This window comes from Shewanella alkalitolerans (assembly GCF_019457575.1).
Taxonomy (GTDB): Bacteria; Pseudomonadota; Gammaproteobacteria; order Enterobacterales; family Shewanellaceae; genus Shewanella; species Shewanella loihica.
Genome location: NZ_CP080422.1, coordinates 430,364 through 446,729 on the forward strand (window position 1 = coordinate 430,364; position 16,366 = coordinate 446,729).

Annotated in this window: 16 protein-coding genes; all 16 read left to right on the forward strand. The window is 55.8% G+C overall.

The features are described 5' to 3' along the window. Nucleotides 1-2 precede the first annotated feature (2 nt). Entirely contained in the window at nt 3-779 is a 777-nt protein-coding gene (locus K0J45_RS01955) for a FimV/HubP family polar landmark protein (RefSeq protein WP_220044024.1), read from the forward strand. A gap of 180 nt (nt 780-959) precedes the next feature. Continuing rightward, on the forward strand, nt 960-1,172 hold the full coding sequence (gene rpmE, locus K0J45_RS01960; RefSeq protein WP_011864187.1) for a 50S ribosomal protein L31: 213 nt from the start codon (nt 960-962) through the stop codon (nt 1,170-1,172). A 226-nt stretch (nt 1,173-1,398) separates the two neighbouring features. Continuing rightward, on the forward strand, nt 1,399-2,169 hold the full coding sequence (locus K0J45_RS01965; protein ID WP_220044025.1) for a thermonuclease family protein: 771 nt from the start codon (nt 1,399-1,401) through the stop codon (nt 2,167-2,169). Between the two features lie 179 nt (nt 2,170-2,348). Then, on the forward strand, nt 2,349-3,596 hold the full coding sequence (locus tag K0J45_RS01970; protein ID WP_144200046.1) for a malic enzyme-like NAD(P)-binding protein: 1,248 nt from the start codon (nt 2,349-2,351) through the stop codon (nt 3,594-3,596). A 174-nt stretch (nt 3,597-3,770) separates the two neighbouring features. Then, on the forward strand, nt 3,771-5,681 hold the full coding sequence (gene csrD, locus K0J45_RS01975; RefSeq protein WP_011864190.1) for an RNase E specificity factor CsrD: 1,911 nt from the start codon (nt 3,771-3,773) through the stop codon (nt 5,679-5,681). Between the two features lie 236 nt (nt 5,682-5,917). Then, nucleotides 5,918-6,796 carry an MSHA biogenesis protein MshI gene (locus K0J45_RS01980; protein ID WP_220044026.1) on the forward strand — a complete coding sequence of 293 codons (879 nt, stop codon included), beginning with the start codon at nt 5,918-5,920 and terminating at the stop codon, nt 6,794-6,796. Beyond that, a complete protein-coding gene (locus tag K0J45_RS01985) occupies nt 6,797-7,402 on the forward strand; it encodes a PilN domain-containing protein (RefSeq protein WP_220044027.1) in 606 nt (201 codons plus the stop codon). Beyond that, a complete protein-coding gene (locus K0J45_RS01990) occupies nt 7,399-8,055 on the forward strand; it encodes an MSHA biogenesis protein MshJ (RefSeq protein WP_220044028.1) in 657 nt (218 codons plus the stop codon). Before K0J45_RS01985 ends, K0J45_RS01990 begins: the two co-directional genes overlap by 4 nt. Further along, entirely contained in the window at nt 8,036-8,362 is a 327-nt protein-coding gene (locus tag K0J45_RS01995) for an MSHA biogenesis protein MshK (RefSeq protein WP_434086948.1), read from the forward strand. Before K0J45_RS01990 ends, K0J45_RS01995 begins: the two co-directional genes overlap by 20 nt. Further along, nucleotides 8,363-10,045 (forward strand): pilus (MSHA type) biogenesis protein MshL, encoded by a 1,683-nt coding sequence (mshL, locus tag K0J45_RS02000; protein WP_220044029.1) that lies wholly within the window; start codon nt 8,363-8,365, stop codon nt 10,043-10,045. Nucleotides 10,046-10,049: 4 nt separating this feature from the next. Continuing rightward, on the forward strand, nt 10,050-10,955 hold the full coding sequence (locus K0J45_RS02005; protein WP_220044031.1) for an ExeA family protein: 906 nt from the start codon (nt 10,050-10,052) through the stop codon (nt 10,953-10,955). Beyond that, a complete protein-coding gene (locus K0J45_RS02010) occupies nt 10,952-12,112 on the forward strand; it encodes a tetratricopeptide repeat protein (RefSeq protein WP_220044032.1) in 1,161 nt (386 codons plus the stop codon). Before K0J45_RS02005 ends, K0J45_RS02010 begins: the two co-directional genes overlap by 4 nt. Next, a complete protein-coding gene (locus tag K0J45_RS02015) occupies nt 12,109-13,869 on the forward strand; it encodes a GspE/PulE family protein (RefSeq protein WP_220044033.1) in 1,761 nt (586 codons plus the stop codon). Before K0J45_RS02010 ends, K0J45_RS02015 begins: the two co-directional genes overlap by 4 nt. Before the next feature lie 2 nt (nt 13,870-13,871). Continuing rightward, on the forward strand, nt 13,872-15,089 hold the full coding sequence (locus K0J45_RS02020) for a type II secretion system F family protein (RefSeq protein ID WP_220044034.1): 1,218 nt from the start codon (nt 13,872-13,874) through the stop codon (nt 15,087-15,089). Nucleotides 15,090-15,133: 44 nt separating this feature from the next. Further along, nucleotides 15,134-15,625, forward strand: coding sequence for a hypothetical protein (locus tag K0J45_RS02025; protein ID WP_220044035.1), 492 nt, complete (start codon nt 15,134-15,136; stop codon nt 15,623-15,625). A 94-nt stretch (nt 15,626-15,719) separates the two neighbouring features. Further along, nucleotides 15,720-16,334 carry a pilin gene (locus K0J45_RS02030; RefSeq protein ID WP_220045194.1) on the forward strand — a complete coding sequence of 205 codons (615 nt, stop codon included), beginning with the start codon at nt 15,720-15,722 and terminating at the stop codon, nt 16,332-16,334. The last annotated feature ends 32 nt before the right edge of the window (nt 16,335-16,366 follow it).

Here is a 16,366-nt window from a genome sequence, read left to right on the forward strand (position 1 = left end):
CGATGAAGAGAGTGCAATATCTGGTCATGCTGTGTCTAGTGCTGCTGGGACAAGCCGGGCTAATGAGTCTGCCCGCCTGGGCTAAGCTTACCCACGTCAGTATCAATCAAAGGCTGTCAGATCTGGGGCAGCGCCCGACGCTCAGGGTCAATATCGTCGCCCAATCGGTCAACCTGGATAAGGTGCAGTTTATCGTCGAGCAGCGCTCCGGCAGCGAGCGATTGATGGTCAAGCCGATGAACTCCTATATGTTGCTGCTCAGTGGCGTCGAAGAGGTGGAAGATGGCGAGGCGCAGCTGGTGGTCAAGGAGTATCTGGTCAACAACTGGCAGGAGGTGAAGCGCATGCCCCTGTTTGATGCCGCCACGGCTTATCAGCAGAGCAAGCCGGTTAAACCAAAGCCTGTCAAATCAAATACGCCGATTAAAACAGCCAAGACCAACAAGCAGCCGTCGCAACCCCTTGCCGCTGCCCAGCAGTCACTGGCAAGTTTGCCGCCTGTCGATGTAGGCGATCGGGTGCAGCTGGGATGTCAGCTGGATTATGCCCCGCCTCAGACCCTGTGGCGCCTCGGCAGCACCTACGCCAAGCAGTGGCAGCTGAGCACCTATGGCGCCATGCTGGCCATCTTCGAGGCGAACCCCAATGCCTTTAACGATCGCAAGATCAATGGCCTGCGGGCAGATGTGACCCTTAAGTGTCCGTCGGCGGCCCTCAAGCAGAGATACCAGAGCGCCGATGCGGCAAGAGCAGCCTTTGAGGCGCTGGCGGCAGAATAGCCATGGCGGCCGATCGCCGCTGGAAGGAAAATCAGATAACGCAGGAGAATAGTTGCAGGCTATGCTTGTAACTATTGGTGGTATCCTGTACTATCTCGCGCCTAAATATTCTATTAACTGCATGTGGTGTCCGACTTCGGGTTGGAAGTGCGACATGGCCTTAAACTTGAGGTAATCCCAATGAAACCAGGCATTCATCCTGAATATGCTGAAATCACTGCAACTTGTACTTGTGGTAACGTTATCAAAGTAAACTCAACTGCAGGTAAGCCACTGCACTTGGACGTATGTGGTGCATGTCACCCATTCTACACTGGTACTCAGAAAGTTATGGATACCGGTGGACGTATCGACAAGTTCAACAAGCGTTTCGGTATGCTTGGCAAGAAGTAATACTTCTGCAAAGAACTCTGAAAAAGGCGCCTATATGGCGCCTTTTTTGTTGCCCGTTTTTGCTGGTCTGTGCCTTTGGGCTCGGCCTGCCACTTATCCCGTCACTGAGTTTGCAAGTGGGCCTGCAAGTGGGCTTTCTTGAATAGAGTTGGCGCTCGGCCTAACATGCTTGTAAGGTTATGATATTACTGATGACTGAGCGTTTAATTTAGGGAAGCGATTCATTATGGACAAGATTCTGGCCCTCTCTCTTTCTCTCTGCTCCTTCCTGGCGACCGCCGCCGGCAGCCTGTGCGCGCCGACCCATTATGATGAGACTGTCACTTTCGCCTCGGTGATCGATGGCGATACCTTGATGCTGGAAGATGGCCGTCAGCTCAGGCTTATCGGCATCGATTCACCCGAGATAGACAGGCACTACCCTGAGCTGTCTGAACCCTTCGCCAATCGCGCGCGCAATTTCCTCGCCGAGCGCCTGGTGCCTAGGCAGAAACTCAAACTGGCCTTCGATCGTAAACGTCTGGATCCCCAAGGGAAAACCTTAGCCTATGCCTATACCGAGGAGGGAGAGCATCTGCAGGAGATGATGCTGAGTCAGGGCTACGCTAAGGCGAGGGTCTATCAGAATGATTATTTCTGGCAGTGTTTGGCCAATATCGAGCGTCAGGCCCGTCAGGAGCGACGTGGATTATGGAGCCATAAAAGCTATCAGGCCAAGTCGCCGGATGAGCTAAATCGTGACGATCGCAATCGCTGGCGAGAGGTCAGAGGAGTGGTGACGGGTTTTGAAAGAAAAGGTCAGCAATTGTGGCTGATTATCGATGAAATCTTTTATGTGGGTATACCTAGAGAAGAATCTGGTAAATTTAGCAACATTTTAACCCTAAACCTGCTTGAAAGTCCGGTAATTGTGCGTGGTGAGTTGTATTATTCCTACAAAAAATGGCAGATGATTGCCCATCATCCTTCGCAGATAAGTTTGCAAAATAAGCCTTAGACCGTTTGGCTTCATAATAAACTGAAATTTTCTAATATCTTGTTTAAAAATCGCCTAATTTCGAGTATCTTAGCGCTCTAATGACCTGCGTCGATTTTCGCCAAATCTGGGGGAGCGAGGCGGGGCAAATAAGACCTTACTCTGAATATACTTGTCGCATTTTTTGCAGGATTACTAAAATGGCCGATTTCCGTCAGCAAGCCCTTGACTACCATGAGTTCCCCGTACCAGGCAAAACCGCCGTTAGCCTGACCAAGCCCGCAGAGACCAGCATGGATCTGGCGCTGGCCTACAGTCCGGGTGTGGCCGAGCCGGTGCGTGAAATTGCTGCCAATCCTGACGACGCATACCGTTACACCGCCAAGGGCAACACGGTTGCCGTGATCTCTAACGGTACCGCCATCTTAGGTCTGGGTAACCTGGGCCCACTGGCCTCTAAGCCTGTGATGGAAGGTAAGGCACTGCTGTTCAAACATTTCGCCAATATCGATGCCACAGACATCGAGGTGAAGCACCGCACCGCAGAAGAGTTTATCAACACGGTCGAGGCGATTGCCGATACCTTCGGTGGTATCAACCTGGAAGATATCAAGGCGCCCGAGTGTTTCGAGATAGAGAAGGCGCTTATCGAGCGTTGTAACGTTCCTGTATTCCACGACGATCAGCACGGCACGGCCATCGTGACTGCAGCAGGCATGATCAACGCCCTGGAGATCCAGGGTAAGAAGCTGGAAGAGGCGGTCTTTGTTTGTATGGGCGCAGGTGCGGCGGCTATCGCCTGTATGACCATGTTGGTGAAGTGTGGCGTGCAGCGTGAGAATGTCTACATGCTGGACCGTAAGGGCGTTATCCACACCCGTCGTGAAGATATCAACGAATACAAGGCGCTGTTTGCCAACAACACAGACAAGCGCACCCTGCAGGATGTGATCAAGGGCGCCGACGCCTTCCTGGGTCTGTCTGGCCCAGACGTGCTGAGTGCTGAAGACGTTGCCCTGATGGCCGAGAAGCCGGTGATCTTCGCCTGTTCAAACCCAGATCCAGAGATCAAGCCTGAGCTGGCCCACGATGTGCGCAAAGATCTGATCATGGGTACCGGCCGCAGCGATTACCCTAACCAGGTGAACAATGTGCTCTGCTTCCCCTTCATCTTCCGTGGTGCCCTGGATGTACGCGCCGCCAAGATCAACGACGAGATGAAGATTGCCGCGGTACACGCCATCGCTGCCTTGGCGAAAGAGCCTGTGCCTGCCGAGGTATTGGCTGCCTACCCAGATGTTACTGAGCTGAAATTTGGCCCAGATTACGTGATCCCTAAGCCGATGGATCCACGCCTGCTGTCAAACGTGGCCAAGGCCGTTGCCCAGGCGGCTATCGACTCGGGTGTTGCGGCCTTGCCAACACTGCCTGAGCACTACATGGCCTAATCGGCGATGGTGATGATAAGAAAAGGGCCTCAGGGCCCTTTTTTATTGTGCCTTTACGGCTTTATTTGTATGGTAAGTGGTGTTGCTCAGCCTAGGTGATAAAGCCTTTCGGGATCCTAGATGATAAAGCGGTCTCAGACGTAAAAAATAATAATAATCCTGCAGGAAGCGGAAATGAAATTGACACAACTCCTCACCAAGAAGTTAACCGGCTTTTGGCTGCTTTCTCTCGCTGCGGTCGCCTTCATCTTTCTGCTTACCGCTCTGGTCAGTTTCATTCAGCTCACCTATAAGTTCCAACAGCAACAGATGACAGAGCTGGAAGAGATGCTGCTGCAGCATCAGGTGAGGCACGAGCTGCAGCATCTGGATATCTGGCTGCCGCAGATCCTGGCCGCCTACGACGCACAAAAATTTACCCTGATCCGGGGGGACGAGACGCTGTACCGCTTCGACCGGGGTAATCATGATCAGAGTGTGGTCAACTACGACAGGGTACTCAACGAGACCTTAGACCTGCATTTTCATATCAGCCTACCTCAGCCTTTCTTGCTGCATAACATCAGCTGGCACGGCGGTCTGGTGTTCCTGGTGGGATGCATCGCGGTAGGCCTGCTGGTGCGTCGCGGCTATCTCTGGTTGGCCCTGCAGCTGCAGGGCATTGAAGATCTGGCTAAGCGAAGTCATCTGATCCTCTCGGGAGACTATGACAAGGCGCTGGCCGAGACGGGCCATGGCCGGCCAAGGCTTATCAACCGCGCCTTGACCCAGATGTTGCTTGAGCTGGATGATGCCCAGAAGCAGCGCGCCAGGTTCGATCAGTTTATTCGCTCCAACACCTTCCTCGACCCCGAGTCGGGCATCGGCAATCGCCTATTCCTCAAGAACCGCCTGGATGCCCTGAGCAACAAGGATGGCATGATGGCGCCAGGTGTGCTGCTACTGCTGGAGATGGAAGATCTGGATCTCTTACAGCAGGAGGCGGACGAGTTCAGCATTCAGGAGCTGCTCACCCAGACCATAGGCGGCATCAGTCACCTGCTGGACAGCCAGGCCAACAGCATCTTCTCCCGTCGCTCCTACAATCAGTTTGCCATAGTTGTGCCGCAGATCTCCCTGGCCGATGCCGAGAAGCTGGCCGCTCGGCTGCTCAAGGTCTGCCTGAGTCAGCCCCTGGAAGGGGTGAACAATCGCGACGACTTCTTTCATATCGGCGTCGCCTACTTCAAGGTGGGCGAGAGCAAGGAGCAGCTGATCGAAGAGGCCGAGATGGCGCTGCGAGCGGCCCAGTTTCAGGGCAACAGCGGCTGGTTTATGTATGACAAGGGCGCGGTGGATGAGGAGTTTGCCAGAGGCTCGGTGCGCTGGCGCAGCTTCCTCGAATATGCCCTGGTCAACAAGCGCGTGGTGCCCTTCACCCAGGCGATACTCGACAGCGATGGCAAGGAGCATCACAGCGAGGTCTCCTGCCGTCTGCGCGACAGCAGCGACAATCTGGTGCGCGCCACCCTGTTCTTGCCCATGGCGATCAAGTGCGGCCTGATCCCCCAGATCGAGCGTCAGGTGATCGAGGCCGTGTTGTTCGATCTGTTACCTAAGTCACCCAAGGACCAGCGGAAATACAGTATTAATCTCTCTTTGGATACGCTTACCAGCCGCGCCTTTATCCGTTGGCTACAGACGACCCTGCTGGAGTATCGTCACCTGACGCCGCGGCTGATCTTCGAGATCAACGAAGATATCCTGGTGAATAACCTGGCGAAACTGAAGGCGCCGCTGGATATGATCGCCAAGATGGGCGCCAGCCTGTGTGTCGACCGGGTGGGGCAGCAGGTGGTGAGTACCCAGTATCTTCAATCCTGCCGTGTGGATCTGATTAAGTTGCACAGATCTATCGTGCGACAGATACATTTACGCCAAGAGAATCAATTGTTTGTCAGAAGCCTTATCGGTGGACTGTATCGCACTGAGGTGCAGGTCTTTGCCGAAGGGGTCGAGTCGCTGGAGGAGTGGCAGACGTTGAAGATTTTAGGGGTGAGTGCAGGACAGGGCAGTTTCTTTAGCGACCCCCTAGAGGCCGCGTGATTTTGTTATCTCTCTGTTGGGCCTGATAAGGGCTTGTTAGGGCAGGGTTACTGTTCTATGTTTATCTGAGTGTATCTGATTGATGTTAGATTTTTTCTATAAAATTAGGCGATTAGTCGCTACAATAACGCTATTATTTTGACGCTTTCCTCGAGGCAATATCCATCCGGCATTTGAGGTAGAGCGATTTGGGACACTCATGGCGCGTGAGTATCAAATTGGTGGATATGCCTTAAATGGAAAATAGTCTTTTGAGTAAATTTGCCTTCTGGCAAACCAAGCACGATAGAGTCGATTTAGGCGTATACCTCAACGCCGCCGCAGTGACCTTCTTTAAGCGCGACAGCGACACCTCATTTTCACTGCCCCTGTCGGGCGATGACTGGTCTGGCGTATTCGAGGCGCTGACCGACAAGATCCCCGCCCCCCATCTGCAACTCGTGCTCAGCGAGGACTTCTACCAGCTGCTGGTGGTCGACAAGCCTATGGTGCAGCCAGAAGAGATGCATCAGGCGCTCGTTTGGTCGATCAAGGATATGGTGTCAGAGCCCGTCGAGTCCCTGCATCTGGATTACTTTGAGTCGCCAGAGTCCACCAACAACAAGGTGACTGTGGTCGCGGTTAATAAGGCCATGCTACAGGCGCTGGTTAAGGCAGCGGATAAGCACCAGGTGACCATTGCCGGGATCAGCATCGAAGAGATGGCCATCAGCAACTATGGCGCCGAAGATAAGCTGGCGCACATGGTGCTTTGTCACAAGCCGGGGAGTGAGCTGTTGCTGACCGTGGTGAAACAGGGGCAGCTCTATATGCAGCGCCGTATCCGCGGATTCAGTCAGTTAGATAGAGTCTCCAGCGAAGATCTGCAGCTTAACGTCGCCGATAACCTCAGTCTGGAGCTGCAGCGATCCATGGACTATTTCGAGAGCCAGCTGCGCCAGGCACCGGTAGCCTCTATTGCGCTTTTGATGGGCGGTGAGCGTCAGATGCTGGCTCAGCTATTGAGTCGGAACTTCGATCAGGCCGTCGAGGTGATCGCCTGTGATCAGGTGCAGGATAAGTTAGCCCAATGGGCATTGGCCGAGCTTGAACGTCAAACGGAGGAGCCTGCCTAGATGAATTCAAAACTGCGGGTCAATCTCTTTACTGCCAGCCTGTTACCGCCCAGGTTGCGCCTCTCCTTTAGGCGCCTGCTACAGCTTGGCTTCGGCCTCTTTGTCTTGCTGCTGGCCGCCAACCTACTGGCCTATCTGCATCTGGGAAGCCTGGAGGCCGACAAGCATCAGCTACTCAGCGACAAGGCCGCCTTCGACCAACAGAAGGCGCAGCTCGAGCAGGCCATCGCCAAGCGCAGCGCCTCTCAGGCACTGGTGCAGCAGGTGGATCTCCTATCGCAGCAGGTGGAACTCAAGCGTCTGCTGCTCGGCGAACTCTCCCATGTGGAGACCCTCACCAGCAAGGGCTATTCTCCCCTGCTGACCGGCCTTGCGCGGGTGACCGACGATCAGCTCTGGCTGAGCCGCATCCAGGTGCAGGAAGATCAGTTTGTCTTCGAGGGCTTTAGCGCCTCGCCGAATGCTGTCCCCCTCTGGCTGGCACGCCTGCAAGGGGTCGAGCCGCTCAAGGGCCAGGCTTTTAGCACGCTCACCATGAACCGGGGCGACAAGCAGCCGCTGGGATTTGTGCTGCGCAGCAAGCGTGATGAGGAGCAGGCGAAATGAAACAGCAGATAGCCCGTTGGGGCGAAGCCTTCGATCAGCTGAGTCAGCGCGAGCGGGTGATGATCGCCGTGGCGGTCGTGGTGGTGATCGGCATGTTGCTCTATCTGCCGCTCGAGTCTCTGCTGACCCAGAGCAGTCGCGTGCAGAGTAATATCAAGGCCTTAACCGCCGAGAACCGAATCTCAGAGCAACAGATTGACCTGTACCAGCAGACATTGGCGACCGACCCCGATCAGGAATATCGTCAGCGTCTGGCGGGGCTACAACAGCAAGCCAAAGATCTCGACCAGCAGCTGTCGTTTCAGATGGTCGACATGGTGCCCGCCGATAAGATGCCGACCATGCTAGGCGAGTTGCTGGGCCGGGTGAAAGGGATACGCCTGCAAAGTTTCGAGTCTCTGGCGCCTAAGCCACTGCTGGCATTAGGGGATGAGAACAAGCTCAATCTCTATAGCCACGGCATCAAGCTGGCGTTCGAGGGAGATTACTTTGCCACCCTCAAGTTTATCGAGGCGGTTGAGGCGATGCCCAATAAGCTCTATTGGCGCCAATTGGATTATGTGGTGGGCGATTATCCTAAGGCCGAGGTGACGTTAGAGGTCTACACACTCAGTATTAACAAGGACTTTATCAGTGTTGCGAATCAAGATTAGTGTTTGCCTGCTGGCGCTGTTTAGCCTTGGGCTGACTCAGGCCTCGGCGCAGACCCTGAGGGATCCGACCCGTCCAGGTGCTGGAGCCCTAGGCTCGGCGCAGCATCAAGGCGGAAGTAAGTTGGTGCTCAACAGCCTGATGATCACCGACCAATCGGCGACGGCCATTATCAATAACAAGACATTCACCACGGGTGACAGGGTACAAGGTGTGAGGATCACTCGCATCACGGCACAGGGAGTCTGGCTCGCCGATGGCCGCCAGCTCAAGCTCTACCCAGAAGTAACTGCGACAAAGGGACAATAAATGACTGCGATGAAAACCATAACACCTCTGCTCGTGCTGATGTTAGCCGCCTGTCAGACAACGGATCGTCCCCAGCCTGTCGAGTCGAAATCGGCGATCGATAGCTCGATTGCCGCGGCGCAGAACAAGCCGCAAACGCCACCACCGGCGGCCGTGATGCCAGATTCTGTGCAGCGTGAGCTGCAGTCATCGGCCCTGCTCGGATCTTTGACCCCAAGCCAGCCGAGTGAGCGACGCTTCGATGTGTCGGCCAAGGATGTCGATGCCAAGGTCTTCTTCCCTAGCCTGGTACAGGGCACGCCGCTGAGCGTGGCCGTACACCCTAACGTGACAGGCACTGTCTCTCTGTCCCTCAAGGGGGTGACCCTGAGCGAGGCGCTGCAGGTGGTCGAAGATATCTATGGTTACGAGGTGAGCCGAGAAGGACGTATCCTGCGTGTCTTCCCTGCTGGCATGCGCACCGAGACCTTCCCGCTCAACTATCTCTACATGGAGCGTCAGGGCTTGTCGCTGACCTCGGTGAACTCTGGGCGGATCTCGGACAACAATAACAACCGTAATAACAACGGCAACAACAGCAATAATTACAACAACAATAACTCGAACAACAACGGTGGCGACAGCAATAGCAACAATAGCAACGAGACCACCAACGGCACCTTTATCCGCTCCAAGACCAAGACAGACTTCTGGGGTGAGCTGAAAGAGACGCTGGAATCTATCATAGGCACAACGGGTGACGGCCGTCAGGTGGTGGTCAGCCCGCAGGCGGGCTTGGTGACTATCAGGGCCTATCCCAACGAGCTGCGTCAGGTGAAGACCTTCCTTAAGACCGCAGAGAGTCATCTGCAGCGTCAGGTGATCCTCGAGGCCAAGGTGCTAGAGGTGACCCTGTCTGACGGTTATCAGCAGGGTATCCACTGGGAAAGCGTGCTGGGCCAAAGCGGCAATAACAGCGTCGAATTTGGTACCTCGCAGGCGCCCGATGGCCTGGGGGATGTGATCACCTCGGCCATTGGTGGCATCACCTCCTTACAGATCAAGGGCAAAGACTTCAGCACCATGATTAACCTGCTCGATACCCAGGGTGATGTGGATGTGCTGTCCAGCCCAAGGGTGACCGCCTCGAACAACCAGAAGGCGGTGATCAAGGTGGGCCGCGACGAATACTTCGTGACAGATGTGTCTTCGACCACGGTAGCGGGCACCACGCCGGTCACCACTCCTGAAGTGGAACTGACGCCGTTTTTCTCTGGCATCGCGCTGGATGTGACCCCGCAGATCGACGAGGAGGGCAATGTGCTGCTGCATATCCATCCGTCGGTTATCGATATCAAGGAGCAGAACAAGTCGATCAAGGTATCAGACAGCACACTCGAGCTGCCGCTTGCCCAGAGTGAGATTCGCGAGTCGGACACTGTCATCAAGGCAAATACCGGCGATGTGGTGGTGATCGGTGGCCTGATGAAGAGCGAGAATATCGAGCTGGTCTCTAAGGTGCCGCTGCTGGGGGATATTCCGTTTCTGGGCGAAGCCTTTACCAACCGTTCCAACTCGCTACGCAAGACTGAGCTGGTGATCCTGCTCAAGCCGACCGTAGTTGGCGCCGAGACCTGGCAGACCGAGCTGCAACGCTCCAAGGCACTGCTGGATCGCTGGTACCCAGAAGAGAAACAGGAGTAGGCGCTTGTATCTGCAGCACTTTCATTTGGCGCAGCCTCCGTTTTCGCTGACGCCAAATACCGGCTTCTTCTTCGGCTTGGCGCCCCATGTCGAGGCGCTGCAAGTGCTGCAAACTGCCCTGCAGACGGGGGAAGGGTTTATCAAGGTCACCGGCGAGGTCGGGACGGGTAAAACCTTGATCTGTCGTAAACTGCTCAACGATATTCCCGAGCGTTTTCACTGCGCCTATTTGCCCAATCCCTATCTGAGTCCCAGCGAGCTGCGTTGGGCTCTGGCGCTGGAGCTGGGGCTAAAATACAGTGCCGATCTGGATCAGCAGCGTCTCACCAGTCTTATTCAGCAGCAGCTTATTGCGCTGAGCGCCCATGGACACTCCATCGTCCTGGTGCTGGATGAGGCTCAGGCCTTGCCTGACGATAGTCTGGAGGCGCTGCGGCTGTTCACTAACCTGGAGACAGAGAGTCGCAAGCTGCTGCAGGTAGTCTTGTTTGGCCAGCCTGAGCTGGATACCCGACTGCAACAGGCGCAGTTTCGTCAGCTCAGACAACGAATCACCTTCAGCTATCAACTGCGGCCCATGACCGCCGACGAGACCCGAGCCTACCAGGCCCACAGACTCGAGGTGGCGGGGTATCGCGGCGAGGGGCTGTTTGGCGCCCGCGAGAGTAGACGCATCGCCCGCGCCGCAAGAGGAATTCCGAGACTCATCAATATCTTGTCTCATAAAGCGCTACTGCTCGCTTATGGCGAAGGCGCAGACAAGGTGAGCCTAGGCCATGTGAAGGGGGCGATTGCCGATACCCAGGATGCCGATAGGGGGCTGTTTCCCTCTTGGTGGCTGGGCACCTTTGGCGCCGTGTCACTGTGCGCCGGCGCGTTATGGTTTTGGCTTACCAGGGGGCTGGCATGAGCGTCATCAATACCATGCTCAAAGATCTGGATAAGCGCCAGCAGTCCCATGGGCTGGATGAGCTGCCTGTGCCGCCATTGCAATATCGTCAGGCGCCTCAGTCGCGTCTGCCCTGGTTGCTGCTCGCACTGCTCTCCCTACTGCTGTTGGCCATGGGCTATCTGGCGTGGGATCGCTACGCGGCTCTTGAGCGCACCAACCTGGCACTGCAACAGGATAATCAGAATCTGGCCCAGGAGATTGCCAGCGGCGACCTCAAACAGCCGAGCGTAGAGACGATCGCTTCGAATGAAACGGCACTGGCAGCAGATGAAGCGCCTGCCGAGGAATCGAAGGCTGAGGGTTCACAGATTGCAGATACTCAGGTCACAGCTAAGGTCGAGCCTAGTGCCGACGCTAGTGCTGAGCTCGTGGCTACCCCCAAAATAGCCCCCGTTGCAGAGCCTAAGGACGAGAGCAAGCCAGCTGTTGAGAGCACGCCTGCCGCTAAGCCTCAGAGGGTTCGGGTCAAGCAGGCATCAGACGCCAACACAGCCAAAACGACCGGCTCCATGGTGGTGACCGAGGTGAAACTATCGCCCGAGGCGCTGGCCGAGAAACGCTTCAGTCAGGGCAAGTCGGCCCAGGAGGGTGGGCAACTGTCCCAGGCAGTGGATGACTATAGCGAGGCGATAAGGCTCGATCCCACCCTGCACGGCGCACGTCAATATCTGGCGGCCCTCTATTACGGTCAGGGACAGTTGGGCGAGGCTAAGACAGTGCTGCAACAAGGGCTCGCTCGCTATCCTCAAGAATTTGATTATGCCCTCATGCTGGCCAAAGTGTTGGAGGCACAGGGGGATAGCCAGGGGGCCTTGGCGGCGCTTGGCACGATCCCAGATGATCACCTGCTCGCCAAGCAGAAGTGGGTGCTGAAGAGTCATCTTGCCCAGCAGGCATCGGAATTTGCCTTGGCCGAAGAGAGTTATCGCCGCCTGGCCAAGGTCGAACCCACGCAGGCCAAGTGGTGGATGGGGCTGGCCTACGCCTTAGATTCCCAGCAAAAATACACCAGCGCCAAGCAGGCCTACGCTCAGGCCCTAGGCTTATCTGGCTTGTCGCAGCAGGCCAGCGATTTTATTCAGCAGCGGCTGGCCCAGTTAGGAGATATCGAGTGAAACCCAAGTTAAAGATGCGTCTCGGCGACTTATTGGTACAGGAAGCGATCATCAGCGAGGCGCAGCTGGGTCAGGCCCTGGCCGAGCAGAGAAATACCGGCAAGAAGCTGGGTCGCACCCTGATCGATCTCTCCTGCATCACAGAAGAGCAGCTGCTTAAGTTTCTGTCGCAGCAGCTCAATATTCCCTTTCTGGATATCAGCCGCCGGGCGATTCCGCCTCAAGTCGTAAATCTTCTGCCCGAGGTTCAGGCCCGTCGTTATCGCGCCCTGGCGGTGGAAGATAATGGCGACCATGTGCTGGTGGCCATGAGCGACCCTGCCGATCTACAGGCGATGGATAATATCGAGGTCTTGCTGGCGCCCAAGGCGATTAAGATTGCCGTGGTCACAGAGACCCAGCTGCTGGAGGCCTTCGACAACCTGTATCGCCGCACCGGGGAGATCGCCCAGATCGCCGGTAAGCTGGAGGAGGAATATGCCGCCGACGATCAGTTCGATCTCGCCAGCCTGACCGATGCCGACAGCGATAACGAGACGACAGTGGTTAAGCTGCTGCAGTCGATCTTCGAAGATGCGGTGCAGATGCGCGCCTCAGATATTCATATCGAGCCCGGCGATAAGGTGCTGAGGATCCGCCAGCGTATCGACGGCCAGCTGCAAGAGAACACCCTGCAGGAGGTGAACATCGCCTCGGCGCTGGTGCTGCGTCTCAAGTTGATGGCGGGGCTGGATATCTCAGAGAAGCGTCTGCCTCAAGATGGTCGTTTCCACATGGAGATCAAGGGGCATAAGATAGACGTGCGTATGTCGACCATGCCCATCTATCACGGCGAGTCTGTAGTGATGCGTCTTCTGGACCAGTCCGCGGGCCTGCTGACCTTAGATGAGACAGGCATGCCGGCCGAAATGCTGGCGCGGGTGCGCAGACAGATCAAACGTCCCCACGGCATGCTGCTGGTGACCGGGCCAACGGGTAGCGGTAAGACCACGACGCTTTATGGCGTGCTGAGTGAGCTTAACACCGCCGATCGCAAGATCATCACGGTGGAAGATCCCGTGGAGTATCAGCTGCCGCGTATCAATCAGGTGCAAGTTAACCATAAGATAGGCTTAGATTTTTCCAACGTACTGCGAACCACCTTGCGTCAAGACCCCGACATCATCATGGTGGGTGAGATGCGTGACCAAGAAACGGTGGAAATTGGCCTCAGGGGCGCACTCACCGGTCACTTCGTGCTGTCGACCCTGCATACCAATGATGCGGTCACCTCTGCCCTGCGTCTGCTGGACATGGGTGCCGCCAGCTATCTGGTGGCCAGTGCGCTTAGGGTGATCATTGCCCAGCGTCTGGTGCGGCGGGTCTGTCACAAGTGTGCCCAGCCCTATGATCCTAGCGCCGCCGATCAGGCATGGCTTAGCAGCATCAGCGGTCGCGACTTCAGCCAGGCCAAGTTTCGTATCGGCACCGGCTGCCAGAGCTGTAACGGTAGCGGCTATCGCGGCCGTATAGGTGTGTTCGAGATCCTGGAGCTGGATGAGAAGATGATCGATGCGATGCGTAGCGGTAATCCCCAAGCGTTTGCCCAGGCGGCCTATCAGAGCCCGAACTTTACTCCGCTGGCCGAGTCGGCGCTCAACTACCTTGCTGAGGGCATGACCACTATGGAAGAGGTGGCCAAGCTTATCGAAGATGCCAGCGATGCCCAGGTACCCATCTCGCAGGAGATGATCCATCAACATGAGATTGAGGGCTAACTATGCCTGTCTATCAGTACAAGGGGCGTGATGCACAGGGCAATGCGGTCAGCGGGCGGCTCGATGCGACCACTCAAAGCGCCGCCGCCGATCAGCTGCTATCTCGCGCCGTGATCCCCCTTGAGCTGGTGGAGGCCAAGGCCGCGCGGGAGTTCCACCTGGGCAGCCTGTTTAAGAGCAAGGTTGGCCTGGATGAGCTGCAAATCTTTACCCGGCAGATGTATTCGCTCACCCGCTCGGGCATCCCTATTCTGCGGGCCATCGCCGGCCTATCTGAGAGTTCTCACTCCAAACGGATGAAGGATGCCCTGAACGATATTTCAGAGCAGCTGATATCCGGTCGTCCGCTTTCATCGGCGATGAACCATCATCCGGATGTGTTTGATGCCCTGTTTGTCTCCATGATCCATGTGGGGGAGAACACGGGTAAGCTGGAGGATGCCTTTATTCAGCTCTCTGGCTATATCGAACGCGAGCAGGAAACCCGCAGGCGCATCAAGGCGGCGATGCGCTACCCCATCTTCGTCTTGATGGCGGTGGCCCTGGCCATGGTGGTGCTCAATATCATGGTGATCCCTAAGTTTGCCGATCTGTTTGCCCGTTTCGGCGCGGATCTGCCATGGGCCACCAAGCTGTTGATCGGCACTTCTAACTTCTTCGTCAACTACTGGTACCTGTTGCTCATCGCCTTGGTGGGGGGCTTCGTGGGGATCCGCTACTGGCACAATACAGAGAAGGGCGAGCAGCAGTGGGACAGATGGAAGCTTAAGATCCCGGCGGTGGGCAGCATCATAGAGCGCTCGACCCTGTCGCGTTATTGCCGCAGTTTCTCCATGATGCTGAGCGCAGGTGTGCCCATGACACAGGCCCTGAGCTTGGTGGCTGATGCCGTGGATAATGCCTATATGCATGACCGCATAGTGGCCATGCGCCGGGGCATAGAGTCCGGCGAGTCCATGCTGCGGGTGTCGAACCAGAGTCAGCTCTTTACCCCGCTGGTGCTGCAGATGGTGGCCGTTGGTGAAGAGACGGGCCAGATAGATCAACTGCTTAACGACGCCGCCGACTTTTACGAGGGGGAGGTCGATTACGACCTCAAGAACCTGACCGCCAAGCTGGAGCCTATCTTGATCGGCATAGTCGCGGTGATCGTCCTCATCCTGGCGCTGGGCATCTACCTGCCGATGTGGGATATGCTCAATGTGGTCAAGGGAGGGTAGCCCGTGATAACCATGAATTGGCAGATGGATCGGGAGCTTCGCTGATGCAGAATCAACAGCGGGTGGACAGCGAGCTGATGCAGGCCTACGGCAAGATGATCGCCATAGTGGTGCTCTTGCTCATCTTGGGCGTACTAGGTTACGGTTATTTTGCCAAGGTGGATCAGGTCTCTTCTCAGGGGCTGAAGCTTGAGCACAGCCGCCTGCTGAATGTGCTGGCCATGGTTCGCTCTCAATGGTTGGTGCAGGGGCGCCCTGCCGAGATGCATCTCGACTGGTCCACGGCCATGGAACTCAGGGACGGCGAACAACCCCTGATCAAGATGAGCGAACAGGGTTGGCCAACCTTAGCGCAAATCACAGAGGAGAACTGCAAGACCCTCTGGTGGCAGCTGTTGGGTGGCCGGGATGATTTAGCCAAAATTGTTACACAAGCGGACCAGGCTGGAGAGGTTTGTAGTTATATTGCTAATAACGGTGATCGATTGAGTTATCAACTCACTAGTGGACGCGTTATTTTTTTGACAGATCGCTGAATTTAGCGACTTCTAAGGTTTTATAATTTGCTGTAACTGCTAGAATTATCAGGATTATCCAAGGGAGTTTTTTATGAAAATGCGAGCCCAATACATGCCAACCAAACAGAGCGGTTTCTCTCTGATCGAGCTGGTGATCGTGATTGTGATCCTGGGAATTCTGGCGGCCACTGCCATTCCCCGTTTTTTGAATGTGACCGACGATGCAGAAGATGCTAGCGTAGATGGCGTAGCCGGTGGTTTGGCCACGGCGGTAAGCTTCGTGCGCTCCCAATGGGAGGTGGATGGTCGTAATAATGCCAATGTGGTGCTGGATGGTACGCAGATCTCCCTGGATATTCGTTTCGGTTTTCCAACGGGCTTGACCTCGGGCAGTGGTATCGTGAGTGCGACCGGTATGACTGATGCCGCCTGTCAGGAGGTATTCCAGAATATTCTTCAGGGCGCACCGCGTAACGTGCTCTTTAATCAGGATGCCCGCAATCAGCGCTTTACCGCGCGTGTACTGGATGGCGCCGGTGGTAATGGGGTTGCCATCGATGGCACTCAGGTGACCAACTTAGATCTCTGTGTCTACCATCAGGTGGCCTCGCTGGCATTAAACCCAACCACGGGCGTGCCGACACCTACACCTGATCTGGCCACCGCCAACGCCAAAGGTATCCTCTATAACCCAGGTACCGGTCAGGTGTTGAGTTTTACCAATTAATCTTGCGCCTTGCCCCGGCGGGGCCGACAGAA